The following is an 18,451-nucleotide window of genomic DNA, read 5'->3' on the forward strand; positions in this document are numbered from 1 at the left end:
AGGTGAGTTGCGAGTTGGAACTGGTACATTTCCTGCTTTATTACAGGTATGAGAGTTATCAAGGTCGCTAAGGAGTCACGCTCAATGAGACCCATGGCCGTTTCTCTTGTTGATGGTAAACCGCTTGCCGAACGCTGGCAAAGCCGAGGTTTTACCAAAATTAGTTGATCGATTGAAGAGGGAAGAACTGATGAATCGATTTGTGTTTGCAGACCCCAGTCAATGTATCGGATGCCGAACATGCGAAGTGGCCTGCGTATTATCTCACCAGGAAGTGAGCCAGATAGAGTCGCTTGATCCAAGCAAATTCTATCCACGGCTGAATTTGGTGAGAAATGGGGATGTTACCACCCCCATAATGTGTCGGCAGTGTGAAGACGCGCCTTGTGAAAAGGTTTGTCCGAACAACGCCATCTATCGTGAAAATGGTCAGGTGCACGTCATGCAATCTCGTTGCATCGGCTGTAAAACCTGTGCCATTGCCTGTCCTTACGGTGCAATGAACGTGGTGGCATTCCCGGTCAAGCAAGAAGGCCCATCGCCACTGTTCAAACTCAATACCGTTAAAGCTCAAGCGCTGAAGTGCGATTTGTGCAACAACCGAGCCGAAGGGCCGGCCTGTGTTGAAGTTTGTCCAACTAGCGCTATTCGAGTGATCGAGCCGACTGACATGGACCAGTTGATGAAACAAAAGCGTCAACAGGCCGCGACCGAAGCACTTAGCACGGTAACGAGTTAATAAACCAATACCAGAATCTCGATTTTGCTATTCATAATATCCAGGAGATTGGAATGAAGAAAACCCTTACGGTGTGCCCCTATTGTGGCACTGGTTGTAAGCTAAATCTCATTACCGAGAACGGTAAGTTAGTGGGCGCTGAGCCTGCTAATGGCCGAACCAACCAAGGCGAACTATGCCTGAAAGGTTACTACGGCTGGGACTTCCTAAAAGACACTAACCTTTTAACCCCGCGCCTAAAAAGCCCGATGATCCGCCGCAGCAAAGACGCTGAGCTAGAGCCGGTATCGTGGAAAGAGGCGATTAAGTTTGCAGCGGATAAGCTGACTGACATTAAAAAGCGCTACGGACCTGATTCAATCATGACCACAGGCTCTGCCCGTGGACCAGGTAACGAAGCCAACTTTGTGATGCAAAAATTTGCGCGTGCCGTTATCGGTACGAACAACGTCGACCACTGTGCTAGGGTGTGACACGCCCCTTCAGTTGCCGGTCTGGTAACAACAGTTGGAAACGGTGCAATGAGCAATGCCATCACCGAGATACAAGATACTAAGTGCTTACTAATTTTTGGTTACAACGCTGCGGATTCGCATCCAATCGTTGCCAAGCACATCCTTAAAGCCAAAGCCAACGGCGCGAAAATCATTGTTTGTGATCCTCGCAAAGTGGAAACCGCGCGTATTGCCGATCAATGGTTGCCATTGAAAAACGGCTCTAACATGGCTTTGATCAACGCTTTCGCCAATGTCTTAATCGAAGAGGGTTTGTACAAACCTGAATTCGTTGCTGAGCACACGGATAACTTCGAAGAATTCAAACAAACCGTGAAGAAATATACTCCTGAGTATGTGGAATCCATCACGGGTTTGAAAGCAGAAGAAATTCGCCAAGCCATTCGCACCTACGCAGAAAGCTCTGAATCCATGATTCTTTGGGGCATGGGCGTGACTCAGTTTGGCCAAGCGGTTGACGTGGTTCGAGGCATTGCCTCAATTGCGGCGATTACTGGCAACTTCGGTCGCCGCGGTGTTGGCTGTGGTCCGGTGCGTGGTCAAAACAACGTTCAGGGTACCTGTGATATGGGTATGCTGCCAAACGTCTATCCTGGCTATCAAAACGTCAATGACGACCAAGTTCGAGCCAAGTTTGAGAAAGCTTGGGGCGTGCCTTTGTCGCCTAACCCAGGCTATACCCTAACGACCCTAGGTCACAGAGTGAAAGACGGCAGCTGCCGTGCCTACTACATCTTTGGTGAAGATCCAGCTCAAACCGAAGCGGACTTGGCGCACTTGCGCGAGACCATTCGCGGTATGGAGTTGGTGATTGTACAAGACATCTTTATGACTCAGACCGCTGAAATGGCCGATGTCATCTTCCCCGCCACCAGTTGGGGTGAGCATGAGTGTGTCTATTCTTGCGCAGACCGAGGTTTCCAACGCAGCTCGAAGGCGATTGAGCCGCCTAAAGGCGTTAAGCGCGATTGGGAAATCTTCTGCATGTTGGCTGAAGAAATGGGTTATCCCATGGCTTACAACAACACCAAAGAGATTTGGGACGAAGTGCGCAGCCTAGCGCCGCTATTTGCCGGTGCGACTTACGAGAAAATGGAAGGCTTGGCCTCGATTCAATGGCCATGCCCAACCGAAGACCACCCTGGTACCTCGTTCTTGTTTGAAAACGCCAAGTTCACTACGCCAAATGGACGCGCTCAGCTGTTTGCCGCCGAATGGCGTGCGCCGATTGAGCAGCCGGACAACGACTATCCGCTGGTTCTCTCAACGGTACGCGAAGTCGGTCACTACTCCTGTCGCTCTATGACGGGTAACTGCTCGGCGTTGCAAACTCTGGCGGATGAGCCTGGATATGTACAAGTTCACCCAGATGACGCACGCGCCTTAGCGCTAACGGACCAAGACTTGGTTTGGATCTCGTCTCGTCGCGGTAAGGTCATTACTCGAGTCGCGGTCAACGAGCGCGTCAATATGGGTACTGTCTACATGACCTACCAATGGTGGATTGGCGCTTGTAACGAGTTGACCATCGAGCATCTAGACCCAATTTCCTTCACACCAGAGTACAAGTACTGTGCCGTGAAAATTGAGGGAATTGACGATCAGGTGTGGGCGGAGAACTACGTCAAGTCTGAGTACAGCGCGCTTAAAGCCAAGCTTAAAAAAGCGGCAAAAACAGAGGAGGCTGCGGTTATTTAGTAACTGTTAACCCGGCTAGTCGCCAGCGAGGCGAGTGCTTCGCTGGCAACTACTAGCTCGCATTTGTTTGAAAATTTACGGCAAGCAAACGCGGATTTTAGCCATAGATAATAAAAAGCAAAACGCGTGTCGCTGGGTTTGCAAAGCGGTAGACAAGCTTATCTACAACTCAATTATTTAACTTTGGCTTTTGGTAATGTTCATAGTGTTCGGTACTAAAAACAATACGTTGTAAAGACGACAAAACTGAGTGAGAGCATAGCTAATGTTAAAAATGACACCTTTGGTGGAGGAAGTATCCGCTAAATGGGAACCGGTATTTATTGACCTTGCGCAAGAGGTGCTACAAGCGGCCAGCGTGGAAGAAGTGCTGCGGATCGTTAACGGGCACCGCTTTCAGTTTTGCAATGTCAATCAAATCCATTTGGTGCTCATTGCTCGAAATGAGCTCAATCACGAGTGTTTTGCCGAATACAGCTTTATCAATGGTGAAGTTCGCTTCGCTAACCGCTTTGAGTTAGAGCGGTTTTCTGACCGCACCAGCGTGGTAACTCTGCCTTACGAAGCCTTTCGCAGAGACTTCCCCTGTGACGCACTAGAGTGCAAATACTTAAACTTCTCTAGCTATTGCCGCGTGCCCCTGTTCAACGACTCAAAGCTTGTTGGCTGGGTTGAGTATTTGAGCGCGCAAGTTGATGAATTCGATCAATTGGTCATCAACAAGCTCAGACAACTTTCCAATATTGTCGCCATTGGTATTGGCAATGTGATGGATAAGGAGAGCTCAAAGCGCAAAGAGCGCAGGTTGCGCAAAGAGAGCAAGAACAACGAAGTGCTGGTGGATATCACCAATGCGGTGCTGTCCCAAGACAGCTTGGACAGCCTGGCTGCGAGCCTGCACCACTTCATGCAAAAACATTTCGACATCAAACATTTGAGTTTGATGTCCGTGGGTAAGCAGGCTGAAGAACTGCTCTGTTTTGATGTCATGGCAAGTAGCCATTTACAGTTGGTAGACGACAAACACTGCGACAATCAACCATCAGTAACCACTCGAACCATTAAATTCCATGAATCGCCGTTCGAGATTGTATTCGACTCTAGAAAGCCGTTACTGATTCGCAAAGAGCACCTGGATAAATACAAAACCAAATACCCGTTTTGCGAGCAGATCATCGCCAGCAAATTGGAGTCTGCTTGTGTGCTTCCGCTGATTTTTCGCGATCACGTTTGGGGAGCGATCAAGTTTTGTCACAGCGATAAACACTATTTCGAAAGAGCCGATATCGAACTGCTAGAGCAGGTGGCGGCGCGCACAGCGATGGGCCTCAACAGCTTTCACCTATCTTCTGAAATTGCCCAAACCGCGCGTCTAAACGAACCCGTTGAGTGTCCTAAAGAAACCCTGGATGAGGATATCGGCGAGATTGTCTATCGCAGCCAAGCCATGGCGGAAGTACTGGCCAAGGTGAAAATGGTGGCGCAGTGCGACTGCACCGTGTTGATTCTCGGTGAGACGGGTACTGGCAAAGAGTTAATCGCTCGCGCCATTCACCAGCTGAGTAATCGCAACGACAAGGCAATGGTCAAGATGAATTGCGCCTCGGTACCGACCGGTTTGTTTGAGAGCGATCTGTTTGGCCATGAAAAAGGCGCTTTCACCGGTGCCTTAAGCAAACGCATAGGCCGCTTTGAACTGGCTGACAAGGGCACCTTCTTTCTCGATGAGGTGGGTGATATGCCCATCGACCTACAGCCAAAGCTGTTACGAGTGCTCCAAGAAAGCGAGTTTGAAAGAGTGGGCTGTCACAAGCTAATCAATGTCGACACCCGTTTAATCGCCGCGACCAACCGCGACCTATTGAGCATGGTGCGAACCAAAGAGTTTCGCTCGGATTTGTACTATCGATTGAACGTGTTCCCGATTGAATTACCGCCACTTAGAGAGCGTCGCGAAGACATACCGCTGCTGGCAAAGCACTTCGTCTGCAAGATTTCTAAGAAGATGGGTAAGAACATCAGCTCGATCCCGTCCGAGACCTTAAGGTTGCTATCGCTATTGCCCTGGTCTGGCAACATTCGCGAGCTGAGAAACGTTATTGAGCGCGCCGTGGTGACTACTCAAGGCAAGGTGTTAAACATTCCTGCCGCTGAGCTTAAAGCGCTGCTATCCAGCACTGAGACGCGCCAACTGGAACAAGCTGAGAGTCAGAGTGCAACGCCAGAGAGCGTTGAAGACGAACAAGATATAGAGCGAGAGCGAATCATCGCAGTGCTTAAGGAGACCAACGGCATAGTGGCTGGGCCAAGAGGCGCCGCTACCAAACTTGGGCTCAAGCGCACTACTTTGCTGTCGCGCATGCAACGACTTGGGATTTCCTCAAAAAGTTATAGCAGCTAGTCGCTAATCGGCGAGGCTCTCTAACTCTTGCGACCCCGAGCGTGCAACAGAATTTAGTATTTTAAATTTAGGGGTATCAATATGTTAGTGGAGCGCGTGTGCGAACAACAGCAAGACGTTCAGGTTCACTCTCGAGGCAGCGATGGAGAACCTGCCAATCAGGCCAACGCCACCGATCGAGCCAAGCTGGCCCTGAGCAGCAATGTGTATCGCTATCGAGATTGCAAAATGGAGTCTTCGCAGGACTTGTTGGTGGTCGAGACGCCGGTGGCACTGGTATACAACGGAGTGTCGCACGTGGTGTTGATGTGCACTAATGACGATCTTGAAGAGCTGGCAATTGGCTTCTCCTTGACCGAAGGCATTATCGAGCATCACAGAGACATTCACGACATCGAAGTTGTACCCAGTTGTCACGGGGTGGAACTGCACATTGAGATCGCCAATCGCTGTTTGCAAAAATTAAAATCGCTCAAACGCAATATGCTCGGACGCACCGGCTGCGGGATTTGTGGCACCGAGAGTCTGGAGCGATTCTCCAAGCCGTTTAAAGCGCTGCCAACGACGCAGAGTTTGGATATGGACAAAATTGATGCGGCGGTTGCCACACTCAAGCACAATCAGGCGCTTAATCAAATGACTGGCGCGACGCACGCCGCGGCTTACCTCTCGAGCTCCGGGGAAATCCAGTGTGTGTTTGAAGACGTTGGGCGTCACGTGGCATTGGACAAGTTGATTGGCCATATTTGTGCGAAGGAATTTCGCGGAGGCGCGATTCTTGTGACCAGTCGAGCCAGTTATGAAATGGTGCAGAAAACCCTGATGGCGGGTATTGAAATTTTGTTGGCGGTATCAGCACCGACCGAGATGGCGGTGTCGCTGGCTAGACAAAACAACCTGACATTAGTGGGGTTTTGTCGCTCGGGGCGAGCCAATGTCTACAGTCAAATCTCCCGCCTCACTAGAGCTTAGGCGTGCTTAAGCTCTAGTGCTAGATAAGGCTAGAGCAAACAGGGAGTACAAAGTCGAAGCTAGCCGGTTAAGCTAGCTTCACTCACTCTTGGTCCTAGCTCGAGCTGCATCAAGTACATATCTTCGCCGTCCACCACCTGAGTATTGCGTCCTCCACAGTCAGGACAAAGCACGCTGTACTCTTCAATGGTTTGGGTCTTTTGGCAGTCGTTGCATTTGAGCACTAGCGGCTGAATGTGCATCTCTAATTCGGCTTCGCGACAAATACCCTCGAGCTTAAAAGTATCAAATGCGGTCGCTAGTAGGTCCGGCTCGACGCCACTGAGTACTCCGACTTTGATACTGACGCGTTTGACTGAGTCGGCCTGGTGTTGCTGAGCTTGCTGATGGCATTGGTCGAGCAAAGCCAAAACAATCGAATACTCATGCATGCGGTTGATTTCCTGAAGGTATTATTGAAGACGCTCAATTGTCGCTTAATTTGCGCAAGTATAGGGTGATAGCGCTCGCGTTTTACGCTTGCGAAAGGTCGGAGAGCGGCGCGCAACCGGGAAGTGTTAAGCGCCTTTTGTCTTTGAAAGTGTCGCTGCGCCCAACACCGGCGCAGCAACAATCAAGGGGCTAGCAGATTCGAGGTAATAACTCGCCTTTGGGCATCTCCATGTACCGTTTAGAGTTCCACGGCGTGGTCAGCACCACTTTGCCCGCATGGGCTTCAACCAGCTCGCCTACACGGGCAGCGCTTGGCTGAATCGATTGCAGTAAGGCCAAGGCTTGCTCGGCCTGGGCCGGTTTTACCGCCAATACAAAAGTGCCTTCGTTGGCCAATTCAAGCGGCTCAAAACCAAATAGCTCGCACACACCCTGAGTCTCGGGTGCCACTGGCAGTTGGCTCTCGTCTACCGAAATACCTAGTTGTCTGGCGTGGGCCCACTCATTGAGCACAGCGGCCACTCCGCCACGGGTGGCATCGCGCATCGCCACGGGTTGAATGCCTGCCGCTAGCAGTTTCTCGACCGTGGGCCAAAGACTGGCGCAATCACTATCCGGCGCACCAGAGAGGTCAAACCCTTCGCGCTCAGCCAACAGACAGGCGCCGTGGCGTCCGTAGTCGCGAGAAATAAGCAGCACATCGCCTGCTTCCAGTTCTTTCCAGCTGGGTTTGCTGTGGCAATGGCCAACCCCTGTGGTGTTGATAAACAAACCGTCGGCGGCGCCCTTGGGGACAACCTTAGTGTCACCGCAGACGATTTTGGCCTGATTGGTTTGCAGTTCCGCGGCCATCGAAGCCACCACTTTTTCCAGAGTCTCGATTGGCAAACCTTCTTCAATGATAAAGCCGCAACTGAGGTACTCGGGTTTGGCGCCGGCCATGGCCAGGTCATTGGTGGTGCCGGCAATCGCTATCTTGCCTAGATCGCCGCCGTTAAAGAACATTGGAGTAACGGTGAAACTGTCGGTGGTAAAGGCGACATCGCCATTGAAGGACAAACGCGCGGCATCTTCTTCTTGCGCCAAAATGTCGTTGTTAAAGTGGCGAAAAAAGAGGTCGCGGATCAGCTGATTGGTTTCGTCACCGCCACCGCCATGACTGAGTTGAATGTGTTTGGGTTTCATTGTGCGATTTCCTCTGAAATGCGTCCATAACGGTAGTAGGCGTTGCATGCGCCCTCTGAGCTCACCATACACGAGCCCATCGGGCGTTGTGGATCGCAGCCACGACCAAAGACCTTGCAGTCTTTTGGTCCGGCAAGGCCTTTGAGAATTTTTCCGCACAAACAGGCTTTGTGATCGTCAATCGGCGTTTGCGGTAACACCTCGGCGAAAACGTTTTCAGCGTCTAGGTGCTGCCATTCGGCTCTTAGCTTAAGTGCCGAGTGGGGGATGTCGCCCAAGCCGCGCCAGCGAAATTCACTGCGAGGCTCTAGGTAGGTGTCGATCAACTCTTGTGCTCTGGTGTTGCCCTCATTGGTTACCGCGCGGCGATATTGGATTTCCAATTCAGCGCGGCCATCAAGCTGCTGCTCAACCAACATTAACAGGGACTCAAGAACATCGACTGGCTCAAATCCTGCCACGACCAAAGGCGTTTTGTATTGCTCGACTGCCGGACGATAGATTTTGGCACCAGTGACCACAGACACGTGCGAGGGACCGATAAAGGCGTTGATATTGGCTTGGCCATCGGCCATTACCGCATCCATCGCTGGTGGTACTAGCACGTGATTAACGTGAAACAGCAAGTTGTCGAGTTTTAGCGCAATCGCTTGCTCGATGACCACAGCGGTCATGGGAGTGGTCGTCTCAAAACCGATCGCAAAGTAAACCACGCGCTTGTGCGGATTATCGCGAGCGAGCTCGATGACATGCATGGGGTCGTATAGAGCGTGTACCTCAGCGCCTTGAGCGCGGGCTTGGGCCAGGCTCATGCGCGAGCCTGGCACTCGAATCATGTCTCCAAGGGTGGCCAGAATGACATTCTCTTGCTGAGCCAGAGCAATGGCGTGATCGATACGCTCTTTGGGCATCACGCACACCGGACAACCGGGACCGTGCACGAACTGAATCTTGTTCGAGAGTGCTTGCGGCAAGCCGTACTTCATGATCGAGTGAGTGTGGCCACCGCACACTTCCATGACTCGCATTGGCTGAGTCAGTTGTTCGGCTTTTTGATTAATCTTGGCGATCATTGATGCTATGGTGCTTGGGTCGCGAAACCCCGAGTAAAGCGCGTCCAGCGACATTTCGATAGGCTTAGACTCAGTCATGCAGCGCCTCGGATTTCTCTATCATTTCTCGATACAACTCAAGGCTCTCAAGCGCCGAGTCCTCATCAATCTTGCTCATCGCAAAGCCCACGTGAATCAACACATAGTCACCGACTTGCAGTGGTTCCGCGATTAGGTGGGTACTCACTTCGCGCTGAACTCCCATGGTATCGACAGTGGCTTTCGAAGTCTCTGGATTGAACTCGACAATTTTAGAGGGGATGGATAAACACATGGAATTAGGCCTTTTGCTCTTGCTGTAACCACTCAATTAGCGGTTGCAAGGTATCGGGTTGTTTAACTGAGATGGCAAAGATTGGTGCGTCAGGGTTAAGTTTGCGCACGTGCTTTTCGACTTCCTCTAAGCTGAAGTCAAAGTAGGGCATCAGATCCGTCTTGGTCACCAACACGGCGTCGGCTTGGCGGAACATCACAGGGTATTTTTCGACCTTGTCATCGCCTTCTGGGACGGATAGCAACACCAGATTGCGATGCGTCCCCAAATCGTAGGTGGCAGGACACACGAGGTTGCCCACGTTTTCCACAAAGCAAATGTCTAGTGGCGCGAGGTCGATGTGATGCAAGCCGTCGTGCACCATAAAGGCATCTAGGTGACAGGCGGAGCCGGTTTGGATTTGAATCGCCTCTACACCGGCGGCAATTAAGCGATCGGCATCGCGATTGGTTTCCAAATCGCCCTCGACTACCGCAAATTTCAGGTCTAGGTGCTGGCCGAGGCTCTCGAGCAGAGTGGTCTTGCCCGAGCCGGGTGAGCTCATCAAGTTGTAGGCTTTAACCTGATTGCGCTCAAAGTGCTCGCGGTTGTGTTCGGCTTGATGATCGTTTTTGTGCAGAATTTTATGGATCATCTTAACCGTTTGCTCGTCGTTGAGCTGCGGGTTGGCGTGAACATTGGCGTCTTCTTTCTGCCCAGGCTTGGTGGCTTCTAATGAACAGCCGCAATCGGTACACATAGGTCTTCTCCTACTGTCGTTGGAATTTTAAAATCGAGAGTCTGTAAGGTGCGTTTGCAATGGCAAAACGCCCGTGAAACAAAGCGCGAGCTATCAATTGTCATTGGCTATAGCTCCGTGTGTGGTTTCGCGATGAATGGCATACCAGAGTTGCCCTTGAGCAATACAACTGTCGTTGACGGGCGTGTTCTCTGGCCATAGCCAGCGTTGTCTGTGCTCGCCAAGTGCGCGATGCAGCGCTGCTAATAGCGTACGGTTTTGCATCACGCCGCCGCTGAATACTAGCGGTAGCTTGGGGTGCAATGCGGCAATCGAGGCCATGGTGTTGGCTAAGTTCTCAATAAATCCTCGAGCAAGCTTTGCCGCATCTATCTGATTGGGGCCCAGTTCGATAAGTCGAGCCATTAAGTCGCTGCTATCAAGCAGACCATCTTCTTTGATGGACAGCGATAAGCGCTCACCCTGTTCGGTGGAGCAGGCGCTGGCAGCGGCCTCCAAGCGCATTCCCGCTTGACCATCAAACTGGCTCTGTTGGCAAACACCGGCGAAGCTGGCCATGGCGTCAAACAGACGCCCCATAGAGTTGCTGTACGGCGCGTTGATGCCCGCTTGCCACACTTGGTGTAACTGGGCCACCTGGGTTTCGGATTGCCCAAAGTGCTGCGCCCACCCTTGCGCTAGCACAGTGTTCAAGGGCAAGTACTCGAACAACATGGCCAGTGCCACACGATAGGGTTGTTGTATGGCTTTTTCCGAACCAATCAGGCGTACCGGCTTGAGGTGATAGCGCCGCTCAAACGAGTCAACGTCAGCCACTAGCACCTCACCACCCCAAAGCTGATTGGACTCGCCCAGGCCAGTGCCATCAAACGCAAAACCCAGCACAGATGTCGAGTACTTGTGCTCGGCCATCACGGCTAATACATGAGCGTGATGGTGTTGCACCTGGTATAGGGATGCGTCATGAGTCTGCGAATAGTCTTGTGCCCACTGGCTCGATAGGTATTGCGGATGCCAATCGCGCACCAAGGCTTGGGGTTTGATTTGGTAGGCGCTTTCGACTTGCGTCAAGGTGCGCTCGAAGTAGCCCAGGGTTTCTAAGTTGTCTAAATCGCCAATGTGTGGGCTGTGGACGATACGATTGCCAAAAGCGACGCTCAAGCGATTTTTCTGGTGAGCGCCGACCGCTAAAATCGGTCGCTCCAGTGGCTGTTCAAGGGCGTGGTAAAGCGGTGCCAGTCCTCGAGCTACGCGCCACCATTGGGGTTGTCCGTTGACCACTTGCACCACAGAGTCATCGCATGGGTTTTCTATAGGGCGGTTGTGGTCCAGCACCCCATCAAAGATGCCCTCGAGTTTGCTCATCAGCTGTGAGAGCTTGTGGATCACAGGCTCTCCAGAGCGGTTTGCGCTGGTCGCCACTAACGGGCGGTCAACCGCGTCTAGCAAGAGTTGGTGTAAGGGAGTGTAGGGTAAGAACACTCCGACGCGATCGATATCCGGCGCGACTTGTTTGGCTAATACGCTTGAGTCTCGCGCCTTCATGATAACAATCGGTCTGAGTTGGCTGGTCAGCATTTGCCATTCTTCTGGGTCTCCGCTGACCAAGCTCTCGGCTTGGGCGCGATTGGACACCATGACCGCCAGTGGCTTGGCGGGTCGATGTTTGCGTTGGCGCAGACGAGCCACCGCTTGTGGGTTGGTGGCATCGCACATCAAGTGGTATCCGCCTAAGCCTTTTAGCGCCAACACCTTGCCATCGAGCAGCAACTGACGAGCGCGAGCGATGCATTGCTCTTGTTGGCACTCTTGCGCTTTACCCTCACCATCGCGCCAAATCAGTTTGGGGCCGCAGTTTGGGCAACTGATGGGTTGCGCGTGATAGCGGCGATTTAGAGGGTCTTGATAGGCGCGCAAACACTCGGGACACATCTCGAATTTGGACATGACTGTGTTCGGTCGGTCGTAAGGCAAATCGCGAATGATGGTGTAGCGCGGGCCGCAGTTGGTGCAATTGGTAAAGGGATAGCGAAAGAAGCGGCTGTTGGGGTCGGATACGTCGGCAAGACACTCTTTGCAGCTGGCCTGATCTGAAGCGATGGCGACTTGATGCGCCGACTCATCGCGGCTTTTGACTATGGTAAATTCTGATTCACCAGGCTTGATTGCTAGGGGGTGTGTTGCTCTTGAGTCAACCATCGCCAAAGGCGGCAGTGAGTGCATTAAGTCATGCTGCAGGGCATCCAATGCACTAGGTGTGCCTTGCGCCTCAATGGTCACTCCAGACGCGTCGTTGAGGACGCTGCCGGTTAGCCCTAATTTATCCGCACAGCGGAACACAAAAGGACGAAAACCGACACCTTGCACGGTTCCGGTTAGGGTGATTTTTTGGCGGATCAGTTTACCCAATGCTGCTCCTTTGACGGCTTTCCATTGACCGTTTTAGCCCTTGATAGGGCGGTTTTTCTTAGCTCTAGTTAGTCAGTATATGTAGGGTGCTGTTCGAATACTGAGATCAAGGTCTAACTGTCTGTGTGGTTGGCAGTTTTTGTGAAGTTTGGGGAGTTATGAGCCGAAGCGAAGCTGGTGTAGGCCCTTGTGCTGGGCTAATTAGTGCCCAAGGTTCGAGATTGGCTGAATTTGCCGAAGAAGCGTTGTAAACTAGCCTAATCCTTAAAAAGACTGTGGGCTATAGTGCCCATAGTTTGTTTTTGTGCCTTTGATATTGGTTTTTGGTAAACGCTCAGGTAATGAATAATCCCAGTCAAGAAGCCCAGCTAAAGCTACCCATTCAAAAAAGCTATAACCGCGCGGTGTTTTACACCTACATAGGTGTGATTGTGCTAGCGCTGTTTAGCGCTTACTTGGTGTTTAACGGCCAAAAGCAACAACTGATAGAAAAGCGCGAAAGTCAGGTTGAGCAGCACGTGTTGCAGGTGGACATGTTATTGGAGTCCAGCCTGCGTGCTATCACAGGACTTAAGCGAATGGCAGAAGACCACTTGCGCTCGGGTCAGGTGATCCGCACCAGCCGTATGCAGGATTTCATCAGCTACTACCCGGACAGCAATCAGTTTGAATCGCGCACTGGCTCGCCCGACATCCAGCGCGCTCGAGCCAACCTAGGTCGCATCACAGGGGTGGGTGAAATTAGTGATCGCGACGAAGACTTCTATCTTGAGATGGATATGATGTTTGAGCTGGCGATGGCGTTTCCGATAGCTAAGGAAACCGCCCCTAAAGCCTCGTCTATCTACTACATTTCCAAGCAAAACATGATGGTGAACTATCCGGTGACCGAGGACGACTTTTCGTTTCGCCCCCAGATACTCAACCAGCGCAATTTCCTGCAAGCCACCCCGGCGCAAAACCCCAACCGCGAACTGTTTTGGAGTGAAGTCTACACCGCCGCCGGCGCTCAAGGGCTACTGACTAACATAGGTTTGCCGGTTTACCACGAAGAGAATTTCATCGGTTCGGTCAACCTTGAGATGACCTTGGCCAGTTTGGCGTGGCAAATTCGCCAGTACTTTCGCATGCAAGGTACGGTGATCTTGTTGGACCAAGCCAACAATATTCTGTCTCACAGCGATTTTGGTCAGGACGAGAGCAATCGGGTTTATCACATCAGTCAACGTATCCCCTCTGAGCTGCATTCTATTCCCGAAGCCGAGTTGGTGGATGCCAAAGGTGGCATGATCCGCAACAACTACTTCATTCACGCGGTGCCACTAGTGAATGCGCCTTGGAAGCTGCTCTACATTCAGCCGGTAGACGAGTTGTACAAGGACGCTTGGGACAAGTTGGAGTCGAGCTTTTTCATGGTGGTGATTGCGCTGTCGGTGTTGGTGACCGTGGTTCACTGGTTGACTCGCCGCACGTTTGTATCGCCGGCTTCCAAGCTGCTGACCCACTTAGAAGACTGTGCGGTGGCTCCGCAAGCGCCACCGACCATGGTGGACCCTGGCTGGCGTCCATGGTTTGCCCTAGTCAGTCGAATCTTTGAAGAACACCAACAATACAACTTGCACCTGGCCGAGCAAAACAAGCGCTTGGATGCGCTGGTGGCCGAGCGCACCGCTAGCCTTAAAGAAACGACCGAGCGTCGCGAGCGCGACTTTGCACTACTGCGCAGCCTAATTGACTCGCTGCCAGAGGCGATTGCCTTTAAGGACCGAGAAGGGCGCTACCTGGGCTGTAACAAGTCTGCCGAGCGCATGATGGGGCTTACCGAGAACGAGATTGTCGGCTGTCGCGCTGACGAATTTGAGTCGCTGGACAACTCCAGCGAAGTGCGTGAGGAAGAGCGTCAAGTCTTGACCCTGAAATCGTCGTTGCGTCAGCTCAAGCAAATGGAAATCGCCGGCAAACCTATGTTGTTTGATTGCCTGAAAATGCCATTTACTAATCGCCGTGGCGAGTTGCTCGGCCTGATTTCTATTTGGCGCGACGTGACTCGTGAGCACGATGCCGCGGAGCAATTGCGCCAATCCGAAGAGCGCTATCAATTGGCCATGGGCGCGGTAGAAGACGGTCTGTGGGATTGGTACATGGACTCGGAACAGATCATCTGCAACGAGTCTTACTACACCATGCTTGGCTACCAGCCCGGCGAATTCCCACCGCTGATCAGCGCGCTGGAAAGTATGATTCACCCGGACGACCTGCCAGCTCGCGAGGCTTATGTGGAAGAGTTTTTGACTCGACCCACCGAAGCCTTTGAAGTGGAGTACCGAGTGCGCGCCAAATCTGGCGAGTACCTGTGGCTGTTGGGGCGTGGTCGAGTGGTAGAGTTTGCCGAGGACGGTTCACCGCTGCGCATGGTGGGCACTCACAAAGACATTACCCGTCAAAAGAACAACGAAGAGGCCTTGCTAGAAGCCAAGCAAGAGGCGGAATCTGCCAACCTCTACAAGAGTGAATTCCTGGCTAATATGAGTCACGAAATTCGCACGCCAATGAACGCCATTATCGGCATGCTGCAACTGGCTCAGCGCACCGAATTAACCCCGCAACAAAGCGATTACCTTGAGAAAGCAGGATTCTCAGCTCAGTCTCTGCTGCGGATCATCAACGACATTTTGGACTTCTCCAAAATCGAAGCCGGTAAGCTGGAGCTCGAGCGAGTGTCTTTCGCCCTTGATCAAGTCTTGGATCACGCCATTAATCTCAATGCGCTACGAGCGCAAGAGAAAGGCATTGAGCTGCTATTGCACGCGCCAAATAGCGCCGAGCTTCACCTGATGGGTGACCCGCTGCGCTTGGGCCAGATTCTGATTAACTTGCTCTCCAATGCGGTTAAGTTTACTTCGCAAGGTGAAATCGAGCTCGGTTGCGAGATGGTGTCCCAGCAACAAGGCCAAGTTTCGCTTAAATTCTGGGTTCGCGACACTGGTGTCGGCATTCACAAACACCAGCAACAGCGTCTGTTTGACGCCTTTAGCCAAGCCGATGGTTCAACCACGCGCCAGTTTGGTGGTACGGGGTTAGGACTGTCAATTTGCAAGCACCTAGTGGAGCTGATGGGTGGCAACATCGCGGTGGAAAGTGAGCCGGGTGAAGGCTCAACCTTCTACTTTGAAATTCCATTTGCCCGTTCTGAGCAGGTGGTGGAAGCGCGACCTGTGTTGCCGACTTACCTCAATGGTTTGTCTGTATTGGTGGTGGACGATAATCCCAGTGCCAGCGAGATTTACGCCACCATGCTCAAAGACTTCCGTTGTGAAGTGAGTGTCGCCAGCTCCGGCGCGCAAGCCTTGTATCGCTTGGCCAAACAAGACTACGACTTGATGCTGCTGGATTGGATGATGCCGGAAATGGACGGCCTTAACGTGCTGGCCGAGCTGGACAAATTAATTGAGTCGGAACAAATCAAGCAGCGTCCAAAAGTCTTAATGATGACCGCCTTTACCGCTGATCCGCTGCAACAGGAAGTGCATCAGCACGGAGTGGCCAGCTTACTGCAAAAACCGATTAAGCCGTCGAATTTACTCGATACCATTGTCGATCTTTTCTCTGAGCCTGAGCCTGTTGAAGCGCAAGTGGTGGAAGAGCCAAAAGAGTCGAACAAGGACTGCAAAGCTAATCTGTTGCTGGTGGAAGACAACATCATCAACCAGCAAGTGGCCTGTGAGCTTTTGCGTAGTTCAGGTTACCAAGTGGATGTGGCGGACAATGGCCAGATTGCGCTGCAAATGGTGGCGGATAACCATTACGACGCCGTGCTGATGGACATTCAAATGCCGGTGATGGATGGTTTGACCGCAACCAAAGAGCTACGTAAGCACTACGATGCGCAGCAATTGCCAATCATTGCGATGACGGCGCACGCCATGAGTGGTGATCGCGATAAGAGTTTGGCGGCGGGCATGAACGACCACATCACCAAGCCTATCGTGCTGCAGCAGTTATTCGATACCCTCGACCATGTGCTAGCGGGCGGCGCGGTGGATCAGTCCAGCTGAGCCAAATAGGCTTTTGGATTTTTGGGATAAAAGCGCTCGGGAGTTTGCGGTTGAAAGGCAAATTCTCGAGTGTTTTTGTATGGCAGTTTCATAAAGCCAGAAACCCCAATGCCCTTGATTTTATCCACATGACTGAGAATTCTATCCAGCGACTGGCGAAACGCCGCTTGCTTGCGTGGGTTTAGCAAGCGCAAATAGCTGTGAATTTTTAAGTGGGTTGGCAGGGCTTCGAAAATGATGCAGCCGGTGTGGTGGATCTGATTGATTCGACCGAGTTCGCTCATGATTTCCGGCGGTAACGCAAGGTTCTCGTCCGGATCCGGGCCATCTTCAAAGTAGCTGTGCAGACGGCTCTCGTCTTCTAGTAGTGGCACATCACTGACATCAAAAGGAATTTGGCAATCGTCTGGCGCGATAAACGCTTGCTTTGCGGACTCGCGCTCGATGTGCTGAGTATCGCGAGCGTTAAAGAAACACGCCTTAAATACCCCCTCTCGGTCGATACCTCGAGCCAAATCGACCATATTGTTCACCGCTTCGCTAAAGGCGTGCTTTAACTGTGGGTCGTAAAGGCTAAGGCTGGAATCGATGAGCAGTTGTTGGTTTTTCCAGCGCAACACCAAACCGCCGAGCATGGGATAGTGGCTAAGGCGACTGACCGCGGCGATGAAGCCTTTTTCCTTATCGCCCATACCCGCCAAAAAGTTGCGATAGTACTTGTCGAGCTGAAAGTCGTTAATGTCGGCGATGGGCTCGGCGGCCTGATTCTCTCGCAAAAAGGACTTACGCGAAGAATAGCTGACCGACTCCACTTCGCGGGCGCTGTGGTGTATCCATACCGGTAATTTAGATTGGACCTCAAGTTGCGGTAGTGCGGGTACGTGCCACAGGTGACTTCGAGCCATGGCGTTAAAGAAGTAATCGGCAGCACGGTGACGCTCGTTGGTATCAGGACTAAGCATTCCCGCGAGGATGCGGGCAAATTCAACCGGTAAGCCTAATGATAAGGGACTGACTACGCTGGCACCAAAGCGGCTGGCCTGTCCCGAGGCCAGTGCGTACAAGGTTGCCGCGGCGCCTTGTTCGTCAAATCGCGGTGAACTCAATGCGCCGTTAAGCTGCTCATCACCGATAAAGTACACATCCCCCATGCGAGCATTGGTTTGCGACTGATCGTCGGCCATCAGCGCGTTGCTAAAAATCGCTCGGCCCAGGGTGTCCTGTTGGGCGTATACCGCAGAACCCCAATCAATCAAGGACAACTTGCCAGTCTCGGCTTGGTACACCAAATTCGAAGGTTTAATATCGCCATGAACGATTGGGCGTTCGCAGTCGTGGCGCAAATACAGGAGCACGTCGGCCAACTGGCGGGCGATGTTGAGAATGTGCTCGGTGGATAGGGCGCCGTAACGCAAATAGTACTGGTCGAGTTCTATGCCCGGACCGCGCTCCATAACGAGTATGTTCTGGCGGCCGACCTTGGCGTAGTCGATGGCTCCCGGAATATTGGGGTGCGACAGTTGACCTAGCATGTAGGCCTCTTCTTCTAAGCGTTGTTGCACCGCGGGTGGCAAGGTCATACGGGAGAACTTAAACACGTGCTCTGGCTGGCCTTTTATCTGCCCACAAAACACAAAGCCGTAAGCGCCCTTGCCGATAAATTCAATATCCTGATAACCCAGCTTGTGCAACTGCTGGCGGCACAACCGAGTCCACGCTTTGAGTTTTCGCGCATCGTCGGCTTTGAGCAGGTATATAGACTGCTCTTCAGAGATGTAAAAATGCTGCAGCTGTGCTTTGGCCACGTGATATTCCTAAGCCACTGGTATGGCTCCAATTAAGCCTCAGCAACGAACCAGACTCAAGCACTTTGGCACAGCTTGCAAAATTTGCTCAAGCTGGCAAGTTAGTGAATTCTAA

General features: G+C 52.1%; 12 protein-coding genes. 5 read left to right on the top strand and 7 right to left on the bottom strand.

What is annotated here, in order from left to right:
• Positions 1-358 precede the first annotated feature (358 nt).
• The 4 genes from CLC93_RS04960 (at position 359) to fdhD (ending at position 6,325) form a co-directional block, all read left to right on the top strand.
• Positions 359-739, top strand: coding sequence for a 4Fe-4S dicluster domain-containing protein (locus CLC93_RS04960; protein WP_245837085.1), 381 nt, complete (start codon positions 359-361; stop codon positions 737-739).
• A 53-nt stretch (positions 740-792) separates the two neighbouring features.
• The gene (fdhF, locus tag CLC93_RS04965; RefSeq protein ID WP_095504842.1) at positions 793-2,952 is read left to right on the top strand and encodes a formate dehydrogenase subunit alpha; all 2,160 of its coding nucleotides are present in this window, start codon (positions 793-795) and stop codon (positions 2,950-2,952) included.
• Positions 2,953-3,217: 265 nt separating this feature from the next.
• The gene (locus CLC93_RS04970) at positions 3,218-5,353 is read left to right on the top strand and encodes a sigma 54-interacting transcriptional regulator (protein WP_095504843.1); all 2,136 of its coding nucleotides are present in this window, start codon (positions 3,218-3,220) and stop codon (positions 5,351-5,353) included.
• A gap of 81 nt (positions 5,354-5,434) precedes the next feature.
• The gene (fdhD, locus tag CLC93_RS04975; protein WP_095504844.1) at positions 5,435-6,325 is read left to right on the top strand and encodes a formate dehydrogenase accessory sulfurtransferase FdhD; all 891 of its coding nucleotides are present in this window, start codon (positions 5,435-5,437) and stop codon (positions 6,323-6,325) included.
• 59 nt (positions 6,326-6,384) lie between these two features.
• Here fdhD and hypA read toward each other — a convergent pair whose 3' ends face one another.
• The 6 genes from hypA to hypF all read right to left on the bottom strand — a co-directional run bounded on the left by hypA (position 6,385) and on the right by hypF (position 12,476).
• A complete protein-coding gene (hypA, locus tag CLC93_RS04980) occupies positions 6,385-6,756 on the bottom strand; it encodes a hydrogenase maturation nickel metallochaperone HypA (protein ID WP_095504845.1) in 372 nt (123 codons plus the stop codon).
• Positions 6,757-6,946: 190 nt separating this feature from the next.
• Complete coding sequence (gene hypE / locus CLC93_RS04985) at positions 6,947-7,942, bottom strand: hydrogenase expression/formation protein HypE (protein WP_095504846.1); 996 nt, start codon at positions 7,940-7,942, stop codon at positions 6,947-6,949.
• Positions 7,939-9,093 (bottom strand): hydrogenase formation protein HypD, encoded by a 1,155-nt coding sequence (gene hypD, locus CLC93_RS04990; protein WP_245837087.1) that lies wholly within the window; start codon positions 9,091-9,093, stop codon positions 7,939-7,941. Before hypD ends, hypE begins: the two co-directional genes overlap by 4 nt.
• On the bottom strand, positions 9,086-9,328 hold the full coding sequence (locus tag CLC93_RS04995) for a HypC/HybG/HupF family hydrogenase formation chaperone (RefSeq protein WP_095504847.1): 243 nt from the start codon (positions 9,326-9,328) through the stop codon (positions 9,086-9,088). Before CLC93_RS04995 ends, hypD begins: the two co-directional genes overlap by 8 nt.
• Positions 9,329-9,332: 4 nt before the next feature.
• Positions 9,333-10,067: a hydrogenase nickel incorporation protein HypB gene (hypB, locus tag CLC93_RS05000; protein ID WP_095504848.1), complete on the bottom strand. Its 735-nt coding sequence runs from the start codon at positions 10,065-10,067 to the stop codon at positions 9,333-9,335.
• A gap of 93 nt (positions 10,068-10,160) precedes the next feature.
• Positions 10,161-12,476 carry a carbamoyltransferase HypF gene (gene hypF / locus CLC93_RS05005; RefSeq protein WP_095504849.1) on the bottom strand — a complete coding sequence of 772 codons (2,316 nt, stop codon included), beginning with the start codon at positions 12,474-12,476 and terminating at the stop codon, positions 10,161-10,163.
• A gap of 341 nt (positions 12,477-12,817) precedes the next feature.
• Between hypF and CLC93_RS05010 the strand changes: the two genes are divergently transcribed.
• A complete protein-coding gene (locus CLC93_RS05010) occupies positions 12,818-16,531 on the top strand; it encodes a response regulator (protein WP_095504850.1) in 3,714 nt (1,237 codons plus the stop codon).
• On the opposite strand, the gene CLC93_RS05015 is transcribed toward CLC93_RS05010, so the two are convergent.
• The gene (locus CLC93_RS05015; RefSeq protein WP_095504851.1) at positions 16,519-18,336 is read right to left on the bottom strand and encodes a protein kinase domain-containing protein; all 1,818 of its coding nucleotides are present in this window, start codon (positions 18,334-18,336) and stop codon (positions 16,519-16,521) included. The genes CLC93_RS05010 and CLC93_RS05015 overlap by 13 nt on opposite strands.
• Positions 18,337-18,451: the final 115 nt, after the last annotated feature.

It is taken from the genome of Paraferrimonas sedimenticola (genome assembly GCF_002282855.1).
Taxonomy (GTDB): Bacteria; Pseudomonadota; Gammaproteobacteria; order Enterobacterales; family Shewanellaceae; genus Paraferrimonas; species Paraferrimonas sedimenticola.